The sequence below is a fragment of the Sphingomonas sorbitolis genome, from assembly GCF_036663875.1.
GTDB lineage: Bacteria > Pseudomonadota > Alphaproteobacteria > Sphingomonadales > Sphingomonadaceae > Sphingomonas.
On the sequence record NZ_JAXOJS010000008.1, the window covers coordinates 60,472 to 80,651 of the forward strand.

Genomic DNA, 20,180 nt, shown 5'->3' on the forward strand with positions numbered 1-20,180 from the left:
GACCACATGCGCGTTCTCGTTACTGGCGCGGCCGGGTTCATTGGCTTCAACGTCAGCTGCCAATTGCTCGCGCGGGGCGACACCGTTCTGGGCATTGACAGCCTCAACGACTATTATGACGTTAATTTGAAGTATGCGCGATTAGCTGAAATCGACAAACTGCGTGCCGGGTTCGCGTTCAAACAAGTTGATTTCTCTGATCACGTTGCGCTCGATGAGGCACTCAACGGCGAACATTTTGATCGGATTGTCCATCTTGGCGCCCAAGCAGGCGTACGCTACTCAATCAAGAACCCGCGCGCATATCTGCAGGCTAATCTCGCTGGCCATCTAAATATTATTGAGATCGCACGGCATCGGAAGGTTGTGCATATGGTCTATGCTTCGTCCTCTTCAGTCTATGGCGGCAATGGCTCGTTGCCATTCCGCGTCGAAGACCGCACCGACCAGCCGCTATCGCTCTATGCTGCAACTAAGAAGGCAGATGAGTTAATCAGTGAAACTTACGCACATCTATACCGGATTCCGCAGACCGGTCTGCGCTTTTTCACTGTTTATGGACCTTGGGGGCGCCCGGATATGGCAATGTGGCTGTTCACTAAGGCAATCTTCGAAGGTCGACTGATTGACGTGTTTGGCGAAGGCAAGATGCGACGCGACTTCACCTATATTGACGACATCGTTGCTGGCGTCCTCACCTGCCTTGATAACCCACCTGTCGATGATGGAACCGTGAAAGCTGGCGGTAGCATTAGCCCGCACCGGATCTATAATATTGGTAATAACTGTTCAGAGGATCTCAGCGAGATGATTGCTCTAATCGAGCAAGAATGTGGTCGTCCCGCCGAACGCCGTCTGTTGCCGATGCAGCCGGGTGACGTAAGAGATACCTTTGCGGACATCAATGCAATCCGCGACGACTTGGGTTTTGAGCCCCGTACCAGCATCCACGAAGGGGTTCCAAAGTTCGTACATTGGTACAAAGAATATTACAATATTATTTAGCCAGATAGTCCAAAATATTATAAACTAACTAACTATTAATGAACCGATATATATTATAATATCATTATTGAATTTATGCACATATCAAATTTTATATTTGAACATCTTTATAAAAGGTCGAATTATTTAATTTTTTTATATTGCGCCTGTTAGATAGTTTTTAGGTTGTCTTGTTGCGCCCAAACACACGCGACTATGCAACGTCGTTAAGCAGTAACAATGCCTTGGGATACGCCGCGTGGCGCCCCGATAAAATTGTATCATAACCGACATTATTTTGGTCGACGTCTTGGGCGGCGCGATGGTAGCAGACCGACAATGATGCGTGTCGCGTTGTATGTACCGGGGGGTTTCAAATGGTTGGTAAGCTTGCGCCGTGGCCGATGCGGTCGCGCTTGGTGTCGTTCGCGCTCGGCAGCAGCGTTCTCGCGATCGTGGCGAGCGCCTCGCCCGCCTCCGCGCAGTGCGCACCCGACCCGACCAGCATCAACGGAACCACGATCTGCAGCGGCGTCGACAGCGACGGCCTGAACGTTCCGACCAGCGGCACCCGCGTCATCGTCCAGCCGGGTGCGACCGTATTCGCAGGAAGCAACGGGGCGGGCATTGCGACCTCTGGCAGCAGTTCGACCCTGACGATCGGCGGCAGCGTCGTTGGCGAGAACCGGCCGGGCGTCAGCGTCACGAACGCCAACTCCTATTACGGATATCTGGGACCGTGCGATCCCTATGCCGGCGCGACCGTCACCGTGTGCGGGAGCCCTTACGGCTATATCTACGCCTCGAACGCGACTGTGATCGGCATCGACGCAGCCGGCGTGGTGAGCGGGAGTTCGGCGATCCGGTTGCAAGCCAATCCCAACAACAGCGCAGGCACGCTGACCGCGACGATCGTCAACGCCGGCACGCTGAGCGGCAGCGCCGGCGCCGCGCTGGTAGCCGATACCGGCGCCTATTTCACGCAGATCACCAACCAGGCCGGGGGCACGATCGGCGGGATCTCCGGCGTGTCGCGGACGATCGTCAATGCCGGGACGATCAACGGAGGCATCTTCGCAGCCGCACCGACCGGTTTCGCGCCCGGCACCGTCATCACCAATTCCGGCGCGATCAATGGCGGCATCTCCGCGGTGATCCAGTCGATCGCCAACACCGGCTCGATCGACGGCGGTTCCGGTTCGGCGATCGGGGCGAACACCACCGCCGCACAATATGTCTCGATCACCAACAGCGGGCGGATCGTGTCGAACGGCAGCGCCGCGACGCTCACGACACCGGGCTACGCATACGTCCAGAATAGCGGCTCGATCGTGAATGCGGGCAGCGGCAGTGCAATCGAGGTAGGCAACAGCCTGACGCTGACCAACGCCGCGGGTGCGACGATCGGCAGCGCAGGCCCAGTCGCGATCCGTGCCGGCGTCCTCAGCCTGACCAATGCCGGCACGATCAACGGGTCGGTCGTGTCGACCGGCATGGCCAACCAATACGGCATGGTCGACATCACCGCCGGCACCATCAACGGCGACCTGTTGCTCGGCGCGAGCAACGACACCGTTGCCGCGCGGTTCGACATCACCGCTGGCCGGATCGCTGGCGTCAGCGGCACGATCGACGCAGGGTCCGGGATCGATACGCTGACCCTGTCGGTCGGCGGTGACGCGACGCTCGGCGCAGGCACGATCCCCGCCAGTTTCGAGCGGCTCGGGCTCGACCTCACCGACGCCACGGTGACGCTCGCCAACGGCATCCAATTGCCCAACGGCGTGTCGGCGACCGGCACAGGAACACTCGTCAACGACGCGACGCTGGCGACCACGGGCCAGGCGATCATCACGTCCGCCCGCTATCCCGGCACTTTGTCGGTGGTGAACACGGGATCGATCACCGCGAACCTTGCCAACAGCTATGGTTCGGCCGTGTCGGTCAATCTCGGCGCCCTGACGAACAGCGGCACGATCACCGCGGTTGATGGCAGCGGCGTCAGCGTTACCAACTATGACGGGACCGCGCTGACCAACACCGGCACGATCACCGCATCGGGCTTCGGCGCGCTGGTCTATTCGGGGCCGCTGGTGAACAGCGGCACGGTCCGCTCGACCGGCAACATCGGCGCGATCATCAACGGTTCGTCGTTGACCGCCACGCCGTCGAACAACAGCGGCCTGATCGAAGGCGCGACCAGCGGCGTGTCGCTGTCGTTCGGGCGCTTCGTCAATACCGGCACCGTTATCGGCGGAGCTACGGGCACCGGAGCGGGCGTCGACATCACCTATTACGGTATCGTCGACAACCAGGCGGGCGGGACGATCACCGGTGCGACCGGGATCAGCGCGCGTAACGGCTATAACAGCATCGTGCTGAACGCCGGAACGATCAACGGCGGTGTGAACTTCGCGAGCGGATCGACCTACGACCAGTCGCCCGACGTTTTCGTCGATACAGGCGGCATCGTGAACGGCGCGGTCCGGCTCGGCGGCGGTGACGATCTGTTCGTCACCGACCTGGTGCAGCCGGCCGAGCGCGTCTTGGGCGGCGCAACCGGCGGAGTCGATGCCGGCGACGGCTATGACAGCATCGTCTACCGCGTCGGTGCCGATGCGACCGCGCAGATCGCGCGGCCGGCGGGTTTCGAGGGGGTCGGTTACGAGCTGGCGAACGATGCGGCGCTGACGCTGACCGCGGCAAGCCCGCTGGCGAACACGCTGACGCTGTCGGGCGTCGGCAAGGTGGACCTGACCGCGGACATCGCCGCGGCGGACCGGACGTTGATCGACATGACCGCGCCCACCGTCGCGCAACGGATCGGCGATCCGGATGCAGCGGCGAACGCACTCGACGTGATAAGCCGCGGCACGCTGACGGCCTCCACCACCGGCGATGGGTTTTTCTATAGCCAGATCTCTGCGGTGAACGCGGGCGAAGGCCGGTTCGAGAATGCCGGGACGATCAACGTCACGGGCTTCGCGTCCGACTATTATTACTATTACGCGCCGCTGGCGATCGTCGGTAACGGCACCGTCGTCAATTCGGGGACGATCAACCTCGCAGGCCTGTCTTACGGCATCAGCGCGCCGACGGTCCTCAATTCCGGCACCATTCTCGGCGCGATCGGCGCGCAGACCTACGGCGTGGTCGGTGCACAATCGGTCCAGAATAGCGGCACCATAATCACCGACGGCGCGGCGATCACGGGCGCCTATTACGCCCCCAGCCAGATCATCAACACCGGGCTGATCGAGAGCCGCCAGGATACCGCGCTGGTCTTCTACGAGGGCGCCGACATCCTCAACGATAGCAGCGGCGTCATCCGTGGCGCATCGCAGGCGATCACCGCCTACGGCAGCACCGTCGTCAACCGCGGTACGATCGTCGGCGACGTCTATCTCGGCAGCTACCCCGGTTACAGCATGTCCAGCTACACCGCCGATGGTGGCACGCTGGCCGGCGACCTGGCGTTCGGCGAAGGCGACGATGTCTTCGTCCAGACCGGTGCGACGACCGGGATCAGCGGCGTGATCGATGGCGGCGACGGAACGAATGCCGTGATCCTGCAGCGTAGCGGTGCCGGCAGCTTTACCGGCGCGACCAACTTCGCGACGCTGGCGGTGAACGCCGGCACCTGGACGCTGACCGGCGCACAGACCTATGCGGGCGGCACCACCATCGCCGCGGGGGCGACCGCGATCGGCAGCGGCGCGGTGCTGAACGGTGCTTTCGCCAATGCCGGCGCGCTGGTGTTCGACCAGTCCATCGACAGCGGCTTTAGCGGCACGATCACCGGTATCGGCAGCGTCACGAAGGCCGGCACCGGCACGCTTACGCTAAGCACGCAAACCTATACCGGTGCGACCAACGTGACCGGGGGCACGCTCGCGCTGACCGGTACGCTGGCCAGCACGACCTTCGACGTGGCGACGGGCGCGACGCTGACCAGTGGCAACGCGGCGACGATCGCCTCGACCGTATCGGCGCTGTCGATCCGCAACGCCGGCACGATCGAGAGCACAAGCGGCACGGCGATCGCGCTGGGGCTTGGCGACGACCTGATCGTCAATGCCGGGCGGATTGTCGGCGCCAACGGCATCGCGATCGACATGGGGGCGGGCAACGACACCCTCACGCTCATGCCGGGCTCGACGATCGTCGGCCGCGTCGATGGCGGCGCAGGCACCGACCAGGTGATCCTGGGCGGAACGGGAACCGGCAGCTTTGCCGGCACGGTCAATTTCGAGCGGCTCAACGTCGCCTCGGGCAACTGGACGCTGGCCACCGCGTCGAGCTTCGCGAACGGCACCGGCATCGCCGCAGGCGCGACGTTGACGGGGACTACGATGACGCTCACCGGCGGGATTGCCAATGCCGGCACGCTGCGTATCGACCAGGCGAGCAACGGCGCCTTCGCCGCGACGCTGACCGGTACTGGCACGCTGGTAAAGGCGGGCACCGGCAACGTGACGATCGGCAACCAGCTCGGCTTTACCGGCGCGACCAGCGTCCAGGGCGGTCGCCTCACGCTTGCCGGCACGCTGCCGTCCGCGGTGACGGTCCAGTCGGGCGGCACGCTCGGGGGCAACGGCACGATCGCGAGCGCGACGATCGCCAGCGGCGGGACGATCGCACCGGGCAACAGCATCGGTACGATCGTGATCGCGGGCAATCTCGTCCAGCAGGCGGGCTCGACCTATGCGGCCGAGATCGACGCGGCAGGTCGGTCCGACCTGATCGCGGTCGGTGGCACCGCAACGCTGCAGCCCGGCGCGCAACTGGCGCTGTCGGGTACCGCCGGCGGGATCGGCACCCGCTACACCGTGCTGACCGCGGCAGGCGGGATTTCGGGCAGCTATACCGTCATCCAGCCGATCGGCACGGTCGCCGGCACCGAGGTCCGCCTCGCCAATACCGGCACGACGCTGTTCGCCGACGTCGCCCGCAGCGGGGCCGGCCTGGTCGCACTGGCCGGTACCGGCACGGCCAACCAGCGTGCGGTGGCCCCTGCCTTCGCCGCGCTAGGCGTCGGCAACGCCGCCTATAGCGCGCTGACGTTGATCCCCGACGCCGCGACCGTCACGCGCGCATTCGACCTGATGTCGGGCGAGGTCCACGCCTCGTTGCGGACCGCGATGGCCCGCGATGCGCAGTTCGTCCAGGGCACCGTCCTGGCGCGCACGCTGGCGGACCAGCCGAGCGGCCTGTGGGGTACGCTGCTCGCCAACAGCGGCGACGACGATGGCGGCCGCAATGCCGGCGCAGTAGATCGCACCACGCTGGGCGGCGTCGGCGGGTTCGATATCGATCTGGCCGGGGCGGATGCCGGCCGCGTCGGCATCGCCGGAGGCTATACGCGCACGAAGGCGTCGATCGACGCGCGCGCCAGCGATGCGAAGGCAAAGACGGTGCATCTGCTCGGCTATGCGGGGGGTGCCTATGGCGCGATCCGCATCCGTGCCGGGCTCGGCTATGCCTGGTCGAACGCGCGCACCGACCGGTTCGTGACGTTCCCCGGCTTTGCCGATCGCCTGCGCGGAGACTATGACGGCAACAGCGCGCACAGCTTTGCCGAAGCAGGCTATGCGCTGCCGCTCGGCGGAGGCACTCTCCAGCCGTTCGGCGGGCTGCAGGCGTTCCGGATCCATACCGACGGGTTCACCGAGACGGGTGGCGCGACCGCATTGACAGTCGCCAAGCGGACCGAGTCCTTCGCCTTCGCGACCGCCGGCCTGCGGTTCGACACGCCGATCGTCGAGGGCCTGTCGGCCCGCGGCGTGACCGCATGGCAGCGCCGCATCGACGGCGACGCACCGACCAGCGCCGCGCGGTTCGCGACCGCCGCCACGACGTTCGACGTCGCCGGCGCACCGCTGTCGCGCGATGCGATGACCGCCGGTCTCGACCTCGTCTGGGCACCGGCCGCGAACATCCGGATCACGTCGAGCTACGCCGGCCTGATCGGCAGCCAAGGCGAGGACAGCAGCTTCAAGCTGTCCGCCAGCATCGGCTTCTGATCCGGGGGTGATCCCGGCGGCTTACCGTAATCTTATGGCGAAACGCCCCCGATCCGCCGATGATTCCGGCAGATCGGGGGCGTTTCACAACTAGCAAAACCTCGCGGGATCGCCCCGTGCGCCCTTACTCCGTAATGGCGTTGAGGATCGCGCGACCATAGGCGGTTTTGCTGAACCGCTCACCAGCCGCGCGGGCCTGGTCGATCGTGATGAAGCCTTGTTGGTAGGCGATCTCTTCCAGGCAGGCGACTTGGATGCCCTGGCGGTTTTGGATGGTGCGAACGAATTCGCTCGCTTCCAGCAAAGAGTCATGCGTGCCGGTGTCGAGCCAGGCATAGCCGCGGCCCATCTGCTCGACGAACAGGTCCCCGGCGTCCATGTAGAGGCGGTTGAGATCGGTGATCTCGAGTTCGCCGCGTGGGCTCGGCTTCAGCTCGCGCGCGAACTGGACGACGCGGTTGTCGTAGAAATACAGGCCGGTGACCGCATGATGCGACTTGGGCTTTGCCGGCTTTTCCTCGAGGCTGACCGCCTTGCCGCCTTCGCCGAACTCGACCACGCCGTAGCGCTCGGGATCCTCGACGCGGTACGAGAACACCGTCGCGCCGCCCTTGCGCGCGACCGCGCTTGCCAGCAGGTCGGTCAGATGCGCGCCGAAGAAGATGTTGTCGCCGAGCACCAGCGCGACATCGTCGTCGCCGATGAAGTCCGCGCCGATCGTGAAGGCTTGGGCGAGACCCTCGGGGCGCGGCTGCTCGGCATAGGAGATCGCCAGACCGAATGCCGAACCGTCCTCGAACAGGCGGCGATAATTGTCGATATATTCGGGGCTCGAGATGATCAGGATGTCGCGGATGCCGGCGAGCATCAGCACCGACAGCGGATAATAGATCATCGGCTTGTCGTAGACCGGCAGCAGCTGCTTGTTCACCGCCAGCGTCGCCGGATGGAGCCGCGTGCCCGAGCCGCCTGCGAGAATGATGCCCTTCATTGGGAGATGTCCTTTTTGGGCGCCCCGAGCAGTTCGTCGAGGATGTTGCCGAGCGCGGTCTGCCACGCCGGTGGATGGATGCCATAGTCGCGGGTGATCGCGTCGTGGCTGAGCAGCGAGTTGGCGGGGCGCGTCGCCGGGGTCGGATAGTCGGCGGTGGTGATGCCCTGCACTTCGGCGCTGGCACCACCGCGAGCGGCGCTCTGTGCGAAGATCTCGCGGGCAAAGCCTGCCCAGGTGACGGCACCCGCGTTGCTGAAATGATAGGTCCCGGTTGGCGCGCTGGGATCCTCGACGAGGCGCATCGTGATCGTCGCCAATGCAGCTGCGAGATCGGTCGCGGATGTCGGGCTGCCATGCTGGTCGTCGACCACGCGCAGCGTCGGATTGGTTGCGCCGACGCGAAGCATCGTCTTGATGAAGTTGTTGCCGTGCGCGCTGACCACCCAGGCGGTGCGGACGATCGCGTGGCGTGCACCCGAGGTCCTCACCGCAAGCTCGCCCCCGAGCTTTGACGCGCCGTACACGCCGAGCGGCGCGACCGGATCGTTTACATCCCACGCGCCGTCGCGGGCGCCGTCGAAGACGTAATCGGTCGAGACCTGAACGATCGGGATACCGGCCTTCGCGCAAGCTTCGGCAAACGCCGCAGGCGCCATCGCGTTGACCGCCCAGGCGGTGACGATGTCGCTCTCGGCCTTGTCGACCGCGGTATAGGCACCGGCCGAGATCACCGCGGCCCAGGGTTTGCCACCGATGCCTTGGGCGACCATCGTGGCGATCGCTGCGGTATCACGCAGGTCGAGTTCGTCGATGTCGATCGCGGTGACCGCCCAGCCTTCCGGCCAGAGATAGCGCTTCAGCTCGGTGCCAAGCTGGCCGTTCCCGCCGGTGACGAGGACGTGCTTCATGCCGCCCTCGCTCATACCGAGAGCCCGCGGCGCTGGTCGGCCTGGTGCTCAGCGACAATCGCCTGCCACCAGTCCTGGTTGTCGAGATACCAGGCGACGGTCTTCTCGATGCCCGTCTCGAACGTCTCGGTCGGCTCCCAGCCAAGCTCGTCCTTGATCCGGGTCGCGTCGATCGCATAGCGCTTGTCGTGACCCGGGCGGTCGGCGACATAGGTGATCTGCGTCGCGTAGGACTGGCCGTCGCCCCGCGGGCGCAACCGGTCGAGGATCGCGCAGACGGTCTTCACGACCTCGAGGTTCTGCTTCTCGTTGTTGCCACCGACATTGTAGGTCCGGCCGGGCTCGCCCTTTTCGAACACCGCATGCAACGCGCGGACGTGATCCTCGACGAACAGCCAGTCGCGAACCTGGTCGCCCTTGCCGTAGACCGGCAGGTCGGCGCCCGCGAGCGCCTTGACGATCATCAGCGGGATCAGCTTTTCGGGGAAGTGATACGGCCCGTAATTGTTCGAGCAGTTGGTGATCAGCACCGGCAGCCCGAAGGTATGGCCCCATGCGCTGACGAGATGGTCGGAGCCCGCCTTCGACGCCGAATAGGGCGAGCGTGGATCATACGGGGTTTCCTCGGTGAACAGCCCGGTCTCGCCAAGCGAGCCGTAAACCTCGTCGGTCGAGATATGGTGAAAGCGGAACGCCGCCTTCGCGCCGTCGTCGAGCCCGAGCCAATAGGCGCGCGCTTCGCTTAGCATCGTGAACGTGCCGACGACGTTGGTCTGCACGAACGCACCGGGGCCGTCGATCGAGCGGTCGACATGGCTCTCGGCTGCGAGATGCGTGATCACGTCGGGTTTGAACTCGGCGATCGCCGCGCGGACCGCGTCGGCATCGCAGATGTCGCCCTGGACGAACCGGTAGCGGTTCGAACTCGCCACCCGTTCGACCGTGGTCAACGTACCGGCATAGGTCAGCTTGTCGAAGTTGAGCACCTCATGGCTGGTGTTTTCCATCAGGTGACGGACGAGCGCCGAACCGATGAAGCCGGCCCCGCCGGTGACGAAAATGCGCATGGGTCTGTCCTTCAGACGAGCGGCCCGAGCGGGCGGCCGTCATAGGGGAATGGGCTGTCGAAATCGGCGAGCAACGGCTGGACCCGGTCCTTGGCGCTCAGTTCGGGCGTCGTACCGGCGGGGATCGGCCAGGCGATACCGCTAGGGCCAGCTCCGGCAGAGCCAAGTGTGGGGTCATCCCAGCGGATACCGCCATCGCAATCGGGCGCGTAGGTGTCGGAGCATTTATACGTCACTTCGCAATCGGGCTCGAGCGTCACGAAGCCGTGCGCGAAGCCGATCGGGATGAAGAGCTGGTGGCCATTCTCGGCGGACAATTCGGCACCGACCCAATCGCCATAGGTCGGCGATCCCTTGCGGATATCCACCGCGACATCGAAGATCCGTCCACGAATGCAGCGCACCAGCTTGTCCTGCCCATGCGGCGGGGTCTGAAAATGCAGCCCGCGCAAGGTGAAAGCGGGAACCGACAGCGAGTGATTGTCCTGCACGAAGGTGCAGGTGATGCCGAGCTTGGCGAATGCCTCAACGTTGTAGGTTTCGGTAAACCAGCCGCGGTTATCACCGTAGCGCCTGGGGCGGATCAATTGAACGCAAGACATGGGCAGGCAACATAGCCTTGCACTTGGCTAGGAGCAATCGGGCGAACGGCTCTGGGTCGTACCGAGCCGTTCGCTTGCAATTATCTCCGCAGTTACCGCAATTACTATGCGACCCGACGCACCCGAACCAGATATTGCATAATCATGAACCGGCCGAGCATGCCAAAGCTCAGCGCATTCAACAGGCCCTTCTTCCTGCCGAGATAGCCACCGACGGTTTCGAGTTTCAGCCCCGATTTCGTCATCATCTCGACTGCACTCGCTTTGGTAAACCACCGCAGATGCGTACGATCAAGCAGACCTGCATCCTGCAATTCATACCGACCGCGAAGAACCAACGGCATTACAAGACTGTGATGGTTGACGTTCGGGATGCTCGCGACGACGACCCCGTTAACCGCCAGGCCCTTATGGAGTTCCTCGACCGTCGACCATGGATCCCGCAGATGCTCAAGCACGTCGAGGCATAGGATCGTGTCGAACGGACCATGGTCTTCGAGAAGCTTGCGCAGGAAGCTCGGGTCTTCGAGATTTCCGCTGACTGCCACGTCGACGCCGTCTGCGGTATCTCCAGCGACCAGGTCCGCCACCACCACGAACGTCGCGCCGCGCGTACGCTTCAGTGCGGCGCCGGTCGCACCGACCCCGCCCCCAAGATCGAGAACACGGCCGGCCGGCTCCGGAACGATGTCGAACACGTCGCTCCGAACGTGTTTATGGTATTGATCTACAGCCTCGACCATCGTCGCACTCCCGTTTGCCGGGCGGCAGTATCGGATAGCATGCTGCAACGCAATCACCTGCCGTAACGGCATATGGTTACGCAGCTGATCCATAGTCAGATAACAGTTTAGGTATAGTTTCATGAAATATGCATGCATATTGCCCGGCAGATTTCTAAATTCCTTTTAGCTTATTTTTCTATTTTGTTTCTTAAATGGAAATACAGATATTCTAAATTGTATTTTCTTGGACCGCTATACTTACCGATATCGAAATATCCGGGAGATATTTGGAGCGCGCTGGCCATATGAGACGCAACAAGCTTCGAACCAATCGAGCATCGCGCTTGTCTGCGACGCCCTTTCGCGTCAAAGACGCTTTCGGTCTTGCGTCGCGCGGAACGATAAACCGGATCGGCAGTGACCCCATATGCGGGGTCATAGGCGTTGGTCCTGCACTCCGGCGTATCGGACGCGTGCCGATGCGCTGCGGTGCGAACGACGCACTACGGCATCGTCGCGGAGCGGTGCGACGAGACACCATAGCGAGCCGACAACGCCGCTGGCAGGAGACAGATATTGCGAGATGGTATCGATCGGCGATGGATGATGGGCGGCACGTTCCTGGCCATGGCATCCGCAGCGTGTGGGCAGACCTCGAAGTCGAGCGACACGGGGAGCGGCGCCGGTAGCGTTCGAGCTTTCGGTGCGCGGGGTGACGGCGTCACCGACGACGCGCCGGCGATCCAGCGTGCCATTGATGCCGCTGCGAAGGCCGGCGGGGGCGTGGTGACGCTCGATCCGGGCACCTATCTGCTGCGCTATCGTCCCTCGGACGACGGCGATGGTGGCAGCGCATTGACTCTGCGATCGGGCGTGACGCTCGAAGGGACGGATCGCGCACGATGCATCCTGAAGCTGGCCGACGCACAGTTGGGCCCGGGCAGCTACGCGCGGATCATCGCCAGCAAGGGCGAGATCAGCCGCGCCGTGCTCCGCACCTTCACGATCGACGGCAGCCGCCAGGGCCAGGGACAGTTTCGCGACGGGTTCGGCGGTGCCGCTGTGCTGCTGGGCTGGAAGGGACGCTGCGTCGACGTGACGGTCGAGAATCTGATCGTTCGCGATGCCGTCGGCCAAGGCATCATGCTGCAGGGATCGATCGAGTCCGTATCGCGCAACCTGCGTATCGCCAACAACTTGGTCGAGCGGACCAGCTTCATCGGTATCCAATGCTCGCAGTTCGATGGCGTCAAGATCGTCGGCAACCGGATCAACGACTGCTACGACAATGCGATCGACGTTTATGGCGACGACACTGCCGGCCATTCCACGGTCGCCACGTCGCATCGCGCGACAATCACCGACAACCAAATTCACGGATGCAGCATTGGCGTGTTCCTGGAAACTGTTGCGGACTGCGTCGCCGCCCGCAACGTGATTACCGACTGCCGGACAGCGGGCGTACGCATCAATCGCATCCACGGCGAACCGCGAAACCTGACGATCGAGCGCAACAGGATCAGCGGCACGCCGATCGGCGTCGCGATGGGCGGGGATACGGGCGGCGTCGTCATCCGTGACAACGACATTCGCAGTTTTGCAAAGGCCGGTATCGAATTCAGCTACAATGTCAGCCGCGTGACGGCGACCGGAAACCGCTTCCTGCCCGAGAACCGGACGACCCCGATCATACTCGGCCAGCCGACGACGCTCGGATCCACCCCCGAGGAACAGCTCGCGCATATCCGTATCCAGGACAACCGCGTTCCGCGCGGGCACGATCCGCAAAAGCTGTTCGTCAACCGGTATCGCCGCGTCGCCGAAGTCGAGGTGGGCCGGTTCGCGAGCCAGTGACGACGACGCACCAGCCGAGGTGAATCGGCGGTACCGCGCCTGCATACGGCGCGATCACTAGCATGTGCCGATGCAGAACCCGGTGATTTGAGGAGGCGAGGCTCGCCCGCGGGCAGTCCCGCTTCCAACCGACGATCCGCATAGGGCCCATACCGATGACCCGCCGGCCTGTCTTGCGACCGCATCCTTGCCGATGCTAGGCGATCGAATGCATTGGTTGATTGGACAGGCTTCTCGCCATCGCGCACTTGCGGTGGGTCTCACGGCACAAATCGTCCAATATGGGTCGGCCTTGCTGCTGGTCCCCTTCATGGTGACGCGTTTGTCGGCCCCGACGATCGGCATCTGGTACATCTTCGTGGCGGTGCAGTCGCTCGCCATGGTCTGCGATTTCGGATTTCAGCCAAGCTTCACGCGGGCGATCGCGCTGGCCTTGTCGGGTGCCAAGAAGCTTGAACGGTCGGGACTGGGCGAGGTCGTGCCGCAGGGTCAGGCCCCCAACTACCGTCTGGCTGCCGAAACCGTGGCTGCAGCACATCGCTTCTATCGGTTGCTGGCGATCGGCGTCCTGGTGCTCCTGCTCGCGTTCGGCCTGCCCTACGCCACGACGCTGGCGCGCGCAGGTGGCGTACCCACAGGATCCGTCCAGATCGCCTGGCTGATCCTGTGCCTGAGTATCGCCCTGACGCTCGCCTTCCTGTGGATCAGCCCAGTCCTCATGGGGTCCGGTCGGGTGGAGCAAAACTATCTGTTCATTATCGCCAACCGCGCGACCTTTTCGATCCTGGGGATACTGGTCCTGGTAGCGGGCGGCGGGCTGATCGCCCTGTGCGTGACGTTGATCGTCACACAAATTTTCGCGCGACTGGTCGCGCACCGATTCCTGCGCGGCATATTGGGCGACCATGCCGATCGCCCTGCCGACCCGCGTGCGGTACGCGAGGTGCTGAGCATGATCTGGCCCAATGCCGGGCGCATGGGTGCGGTCGCGATCGGCGGATTCCTGATGACGCGCTTCAGCCTGTTCGCCATTTCGAGCTTCATCGGGGTGGTCGCAGGCGGCGCCTATGCATTGTCGGTGCAGCTGCTGATGGCGCTATGCGCAGCCGCCCAGCTGCCGATGCAGGTCGCGATGCCGCGACTGATCGCGGCGCGGGTTGCGCATGACGGGCCCGGACTGCGACGCCAGTTCGGTGGCGCGATGGCGCTTTATACGGCGATCTTCCTGACCGGTGCGGCCGTCATCCTGTTCGCCGTTCCTGCGTTTCTGGCGTTGATCGGCAGCCATATCGCTCTGCTCGCGCCGTTGACCCTGGCCTTGCTGGCAGTCGTGCTCTTCCTCGAGGGATTTCACTCGAACGCCGCCTTCTTCATCACCACAGCCAACAACGTGCCGTTCCTCCGCCCCGCTTTGCTGTCGGGCATAGCCGTTGCGATCGGAGCGACGCTGTTCGGCTGGAGCGGCGCGGGGATAACGATGATCGTCCTGTGGCAGGGGATCGTGCAGCTGTCCTACAACAACTGGCGCTGGCCGTTGATGGCCTGGCGGGAGATCGCACGTACATGACCCGGGACACTCCGAACGCCGACGGCAGTTTCGTCTGGCGCCCCGACCCCGATGCGCCGATCGCGGGACTGACCAGCGAATGCCTGTTCGAAAGCACGGTGCGCATCGATGCTCGGGGCACGAAACCGACGCTCACGATCGCCATCCCGACGTATCGACGCCCCGGCTTGCTCGAAGAAACAGTGGCGAGCGTGCTGACCCAGACCGATCTCGACGGCGTCGAACTGGTCATCGTCGAGGACGATCCCGGATCGGCCGATGCGGACCGACTGCTTGCCGCGTTGCCCGGGCTCCGCGACATCGCCTTTCGCTATTACGGCAATGCCATCAACGCCGGGCTCTTCGGCAACTGGAACAAGAGCCTGTCGCTCGCACGCAGCGAATGGGTCACGATCCTCAACGACGACGACCTCCTCGACCCTGTGTTTGTCGCGACCATGCGCCGGACATTGTCGGCTGATCCAGCGATCGACGCGGTCGCATGCTCGCTGCGGTTTCTCGACCAGCGTAGCGGCGCAGGCGATCCCGCTGCACCGCTGTCCCGCGCGGAAAAGCTGCGCAACCTGTTCCGCTTCGGACTCGGAAAGACGCGCCGCCTGCGCCCCGCGCAGATGTTCTTCGGGAGCCTCGCAGGCAGCGGCCTGGGGCTCGTCGTCCGTACCAAGGTGATCCGTGCGCTCGGTGGGTACCGTGCCGCGGACTACCCGTCGGCGGACTATTTCTTCATGACCCGGCTCGCGCGCTATCACCGCTTCGTCCAGCTGCGGGCACCGCTCGCGATCTCGCGCGTCGATACCAACGTTTCCTCGCGCCCGGAGACCCAACTGGGCTTCCTGCGCTGCCAGGCCCGGCTCCAGGATGCCTTGCTCGACAGCGGCATCGCGCCGCGATGGTGGCGCCATATCCAGGCGTCGACGATGGGCATCGCCTTGCGCCATACCAACCGGTATTGGAACCAGGCTTTCGATCGCGAGGATGTCGCACGGGCGATCGATGCGAAGATCTCGTTTCGCCATCTGCGCCCCGTGCGGTGGTACCGCCTGCTGATCGGCGCAGTATGAACGCCGCCATGACGACCGCTACAGCCCCCTCCCCCACGCTCGATCCGATCGATCGGCCGCTGCGCATCCTGAACGTCAGCCAGAATTATTACGTCCGCGGGGGGATGGACGTCGCGATGTTCCGTCTCGAGGACATATTGAAGGCACACGGCCACCAGGTCATCCCTTTTGCCGGCGCCGACCCAGCGAACCGGCCGAGTGAATACGCACGCTATTTCCCGCCTGCACCGCCCACCAGCGATACCGGCTCGGCCGATCTGCTGCGGACGCTCTACTCGCCGGCCGCGCGGCGCGCGATCGGTCGGGTCCTCGACGAACAGGCGATCGACCTCGTCCACCTCCACAGCTATTTCAAGCGCCTGACACCTGCCATCCTGCCGGAGATCGCACGGCGCGGCATTCCGATCGTACAGACCATGCACGAATATCGCGCGGTCTGTCCGATCTCGCTGCTCTACCGCGACGGCCATGTCTGCACCGCCTGCCACGATCGCCGCTACACGCAGGTGGTGCGGCATCGCTGCGCCGGCGGATCACTGACCCGCTCGCTTTGGAACATGGCGGAGATGCGGTTGTCGGACATGCTCGGCCACAAGCGCGACATTGCCCGCTACCTGACGATCAGCGACTATCAACGCGATCGCCTGATCGAGATGGGCATGGCGGGCGAGCGCATCGAGACGATCCATCATCCGGTGACCTTGCCGCCTGCGGCCGCGGAAACCTCGCGCGACTATGTGCTCTTCGTCGGACGGCTGGAACGCTACAAGGGCATCTTCCCGCTGGTCGACGTAGCGCGAGCGCTGCCCGCCATCCGCTTTGTCTTCGCAGGCGAAGGTCCAGACGGCGATGCGGTGCGTGCCCATGCTGCCGGCCTCGCCAATATCGAATGGCGTGGCAATCTCGACGGTGCCGCGTTGGCGAGCGCGAGGAACAGCGCCTTGTGCGCGGTCGTCCCGTCGCTCGGGCCCGAGCCGTTCGGGCTCACCTCGATCGAGGCACTGGCGCACGGCACGCCGGTGATCGCATCGGCGATCGGTGGAGTCGCCGAGACCGTCCGCGATGGCGTCGACGGCTTCCACGTCGCCCCCGGCGACCGCGATGCGCTGATCGACCGCATCCTGCGTTTTGCCGACGCGCCCGACATGGCGCGCCGGATGGGGTTGGCGGGCCGCGCGCGCGCTGCCGACGACTTCTCGCCCGAGCGCTATTATCAGCGGACGATGGCCGTCTATCGGCAGGTCCTGTCGGCAACACGGAGTAACGCGGCATGATCGCAAACGTGATCGCAAAGCTTACCGGGCGGACCTATGCCATCGATGCCGGCGACATCGGCTACCTCGTCGCGAAAGGCGGCATCCCCTTCCTGCGCGGTCTGATGTGGAGCTTGGTCCGGCTGCGGCGACCGAGCGGCCTGTTGCTCGGCCCCGGCATCCAGTTTGTCCAACCCGGTCGCCTAAGGCTCGGTCGCGGCGTCGCGATCGGTGGCTATGGCTATGTCGACTGCGCCGCGAAGGACGGGCTGTCGCTCGGCGACCGCGTGACGTTGCGCGAACGCGTGTGGATCCAGAGCCGGAGCGGACTCAACAGGCGTGCAGCGAGCCTAACCATCGGCAAGCGAAGCTATATCGGCCCGAACGCCGTCATCGGTCTTGGCGGTCCGGTGGTGATCGGCGAGGACGTCCAGATCGGCGCCGGCCTGACCATCACCGCGGAATCCCATGAGGCCGGTCCTGACGGAAGCTTCGTCTCGGGTGCGGTATCGCGCAAGGGCGTCACGATCGGTCACCGGTGCTGGCTGGGCAACAACGTGTCGATCCTCGACGGCGTCACGATCGGCGAAGGCGCGGTGATCGGTGCGGGCTCGGTCGTCACCCGCTCGATCCCTGCCTTTTCGGTGGCGCTCGGCGCACCGGCGCGCGTCACGCGATCGATCGGCCCTGCAGATCAGCTCGGTCGGTAAGACGGTGCCCGCATTGCCGGCACCGTCCCCACGCCACTCGCCGCTACGCCACCTGGGGTCGGGTGCGGCGCCGGCAGCCGGCGTTTGCCGCGACGGAACAGCGCCTTCGCCTGCCGGAACGCGAAGGGATGGCCGGCATGTTCCAGCGCAAGGAACGCCCAGAGGATCGGCATCACCTTCGACGAACTGAAGATGTCGATGAACACCGCAGCCACGGCGAGCATCACAAGCGAGAACTTGCCGATGCTCCTCTGCTTGAGCGCACGCAGTGAAACCACGATCCAGCCAAGGAACAGCACGACTCCGATCAGCCCGGTTTCGCCGAACACGCGGACGTAATACCCGTCGACCGCGTTGCTCCACGCACCCGGGCCCCAGCCGACGAACAGCGTGACCCAGGTCGCGGCGGTCGACTTGATGATGATCGGCCAGCGGACGGCACGGTATTTGAAACTCAGATCGCCGCGCGTGTTGGGCATGTAGCGGAAGATGAGGATGCCGTTCAGGAACCGCTCGCGATAATAGCTCGGTCGCGGCACGGTCGGAACGCGCTTCCACGTATATTTCAGCAGGCTCCCCATCGCCAGCGGCGTCTCCGATTCACCAAGACGCGACTTGCTGATCGCCGTGTACAAGGGCTGTGCGGCAACCGTCGCGACGACCGCACCGGCAAAGCCGATCGCCATGGTCCGGCCAGGGCGTGCGGCTGCAAAGCTGACAAGGATCCCGAGCAGCGTGACGCGCGCCTGGGTCAGGAAGATGAGCACGATCATGAACGGCGTGAGCCACAACGCCGGTGCCGCATAGGCGAGCATCCCCAGCATCGCCGACGTTTCGAACGGTCCAGAAGTATTGATCGTCAAACGCTGTGACGCGCCGGCAAACTTGCCGATGCGCCCGATCACGCCGAAATATTCCGCCCCGCCCCAGATGATGAAGACGCTGCAAACGATCAGCAGCGTGGTCCGCAACGCGCGCGTGCTGAGCCTTGGCGCGGCCTCGTAGATGATGAAGAACCATGTCATGTATTGCGCCAGCCGCAAGCCATAGACGATCCCGACGAGCCCGCCCTGCGCGATGTTGATGACCGCGGTGAGGAGCCCGAAACCGATGAATATGAGATACGCGCGGGCATAGATGGGGATCGACAGGCGCCGGCGCGCGGTGACGATATAGATGAAGAACGCGAACGCACTGATGAGGTCTTCTGGACGAATGGCTGCGGCGCCGATCGCGTACAGGTCGATCTTTGGCGCCAGAACGTACAGCGCGAAAAGGACCAGGTAGATATTCATCGCACGGTTCCGGGGTGAAGGACGCCAACGTCGGATCGGCTGGGCGACAGCGGCTATGTCACAGGCGATCCGCTGCTGGCAACTCCGCCGAACGGGGCCAGCAGGCGCGGGAAGAAACGGGCCGCCTCGACTTCGGCAGCCGCGTTGATGGCGCGCGCATGCGCGATGCAGGCCTGCCGGGTGGCAGTCCAGTCGCCGGCAAGATCGGCGACACGGTCTTCGATCAGCGCGATATCGCGGTCGCGGTCGAGCGTCATGAGATGGCCGGGCGTACGGATGCGGTCGCGGATACACCCCGTATCGCTCGCCACCACGTCGACGCCGCTTGCGAATGCCTCGAGCATCACCAGCGGCTCGGCCTCGTCGATCAGCGTCGTCGGCAGGATGAACAGGTCTGTATCGGCAAAGAACCGCTCTTTCTCCGTGCCCTCGACGGATCCACGATACTCCACGCGGGCCGGTTGCCCATCCGGCCCGGTAACCGTCGCGGCCGCCAGCGCCGCGCGCAACGCGGGATCCGCACAGGGGCCGGCGATCACCAGGCGCCAGTCATGTCCGCGCGCCGCAAGACCTGCGAACAGATCGAGCAGATAGGGCACCCCCTTCTCTCGCGTGAGCACGCTCATATGACCCAGCGTGACCGGCCGTTGGGGGCGGACCCGAGGGCGGTCGTCCTCGATCCGCGGGCCGAACAGATAGGCGTTGGAAAGGCTGGTTGCGCGGTCGTCCGTTTCATCGTCCAGATAAAGGCTGGCGAACCGACGCCGCATGTCGTTCGACAGCAATATGTGATGCTGTTGACGCCCACCCGCTGCGACCAGCGCGCGCATCGCGCGCGACGGACCGAGATTGATCGGGCGAAAACTATGATGGTGGATCCAGTGTTCGATGCCGCGCAGCCGCAGGATCACCGCCAGCAGGACAAAGAGCCAGACGCCACGCTGTCCCGGGACCGAAAGATAAGCACGGTCGTGGCGTTTTCCGCCGATCACCAAGGCAAGCGCGGCCATCATGATCCGCTTGAGCTTCGTTGCGCCCCCCCCCCCGGTATCGCGCAAGCATATTGGTGCGCCATGCGCGACGAAATAATCGAGCATCGCCCGATTGCAGTTGGACTGACCGTGCAGCGGAGGCGGA

14 protein-coding genes are annotated in these 20,180 nt (G+C 64.1%); 7 read left to right on the plus strand and 7 right to left on the minus strand.

The features are described 5' to 3' along the window. Positions 1–6 precede the first annotated feature (6 nt). Together U1763_RS19015 and U1763_RS19020 are read left to right on the plus strand one after the other, a co-directional pair. Positions 7–1,005, plus strand: a complete 999-nt coding sequence (locus tag U1763_RS19015; protein ID WP_332756494.1) for a GDP-mannose 4,6-dehydratase — start codon at positions 7–9, stop codon at positions 1,003–1,005. 356 nt (positions 1,006–1,361) lie between these two features. Further along, entirely contained in the window at positions 1,362–7,007 is a 5,646-nt protein-coding gene (locus tag U1763_RS19020; RefSeq protein WP_332756495.1) for an autotransporter domain-containing protein, read from the plus strand. Between the two features lie 124 nt (positions 7,008–7,131). Here U1763_RS19020 and rfbA read toward each other — a convergent pair whose 3' ends face one another. The 5 genes from rfbA to U1763_RS19045 form a co-directional block, all read right to left on the minus strand. Further along, the gene (rfbA, locus tag U1763_RS19025; protein ID WP_332756496.1) at positions 7,132–7,998 is read right to left on the minus strand and encodes a glucose-1-phosphate thymidylyltransferase RfbA; all 867 of its coding nucleotides are present in this window, start codon (positions 7,996–7,998) and stop codon (positions 7,132–7,134) included. Beyond that, positions 7,995–8,909: a dTDP-4-dehydrorhamnose reductase gene (gene rfbD, locus U1763_RS19030; RefSeq protein WP_332756497.1), complete on the minus strand. Its 915-nt coding sequence runs from the start codon at positions 8,907–8,909 to the stop codon at positions 7,995–7,997. The genes rfbA and rfbD overlap by 4 nt, the downstream gene beginning before the upstream one ends. A gap of 11 nt (positions 8,910–8,920) precedes the next feature. Continuing rightward, a complete protein-coding gene (gene rfbB / locus U1763_RS19035) occupies positions 8,921–9,976 on the minus strand; it encodes a dTDP-glucose 4,6-dehydratase (RefSeq protein ID WP_332756498.1) in 1,056 nt (351 codons plus the stop codon). A gap of 11 nt (positions 9,977–9,987) precedes the next feature. Continuing rightward, the gene (gene rfbC, locus U1763_RS19040; RefSeq protein ID WP_332756499.1) at positions 9,988–10,578 is read right to left on the minus strand and encodes a dTDP-4-dehydrorhamnose 3,5-epimerase; all 591 of its coding nucleotides are present in this window, start codon (positions 10,576–10,578) and stop codon (positions 9,988–9,990) included. A gap of 104 nt (positions 10,579–10,682) precedes the next feature. Next, a complete protein-coding gene (locus U1763_RS19045) occupies positions 10,683–11,459 on the minus strand; it encodes a class I SAM-dependent methyltransferase (RefSeq protein ID WP_332756500.1) in 777 nt (258 codons plus the stop codon). A 420-nt stretch (positions 11,460–11,879) separates the two neighbouring features. Here U1763_RS19045 and U1763_RS19050 point away from each other — a divergent pair, with 420 nt between their 5' ends. The 5 genes from U1763_RS19050 (at position 11,880) to U1763_RS19070 (ending at position 17,748) form a co-directional block, all read left to right on the plus strand. Beyond that, on the plus strand, positions 11,880–13,157 hold the full coding sequence (locus U1763_RS19050; RefSeq protein WP_332756501.1) for a right-handed parallel beta-helix repeat-containing protein: 1,278 nt from the start codon (positions 11,880–11,882) through the stop codon (positions 13,155–13,157). A 208-nt stretch (positions 13,158–13,365) separates the two neighbouring features. Next, positions 13,366–14,724: an O-unit flippase-like protein gene (gene wzx / locus U1763_RS19055; protein WP_332756502.1), complete on the plus strand. Its 1,359-nt coding sequence runs from the start codon at positions 13,366–13,368 to the stop codon at positions 14,722–14,724. Continuing rightward, positions 14,721–15,785, plus strand: coding sequence for a glycosyltransferase family 2 protein (locus U1763_RS19060; RefSeq protein WP_332756503.1), 1,065 nt, complete (start codon positions 14,721–14,723; stop codon positions 15,783–15,785). Before wzx ends, U1763_RS19060 begins: the two co-directional genes overlap by 4 nt. An 8-nt stretch (positions 15,786–15,793) precedes the next feature. Beyond that, entirely contained in the window at positions 15,794–17,059 is a 1,266-nt protein-coding gene (locus U1763_RS19065; protein WP_332756504.1) for a glycosyltransferase family 4 protein, read from the plus strand. Further along, positions 17,056–17,748, plus strand: coding sequence for an acyltransferase (locus U1763_RS19070; protein WP_332756505.1), 693 nt, complete (start codon positions 17,056–17,058; stop codon positions 17,746–17,748). The genes U1763_RS19065 and U1763_RS19070 overlap by 4 nt, the downstream gene beginning before the upstream one ends. Here U1763_RS19070 and U1763_RS19075 read toward each other — a convergent pair. Next, positions 17,733–19,043: a hypothetical protein gene (locus tag U1763_RS19075; RefSeq protein WP_332756506.1), complete on the minus strand. Its 1,311-nt coding sequence runs from the start codon at positions 19,041–19,043 to the stop codon at positions 17,733–17,735. The genes U1763_RS19070 and U1763_RS19075 overlap by 16 nt on opposite strands. A gap of 53 nt (positions 19,044–19,096) precedes the next feature. Then, positions 19,097–20,180, minus strand: a 1,084-nt coding sequence (locus tag U1763_RS19080; protein ID WP_332756507.1) for a glycosyltransferase family 4 protein, incomplete at its 5' end; no start/stop codon positions are given.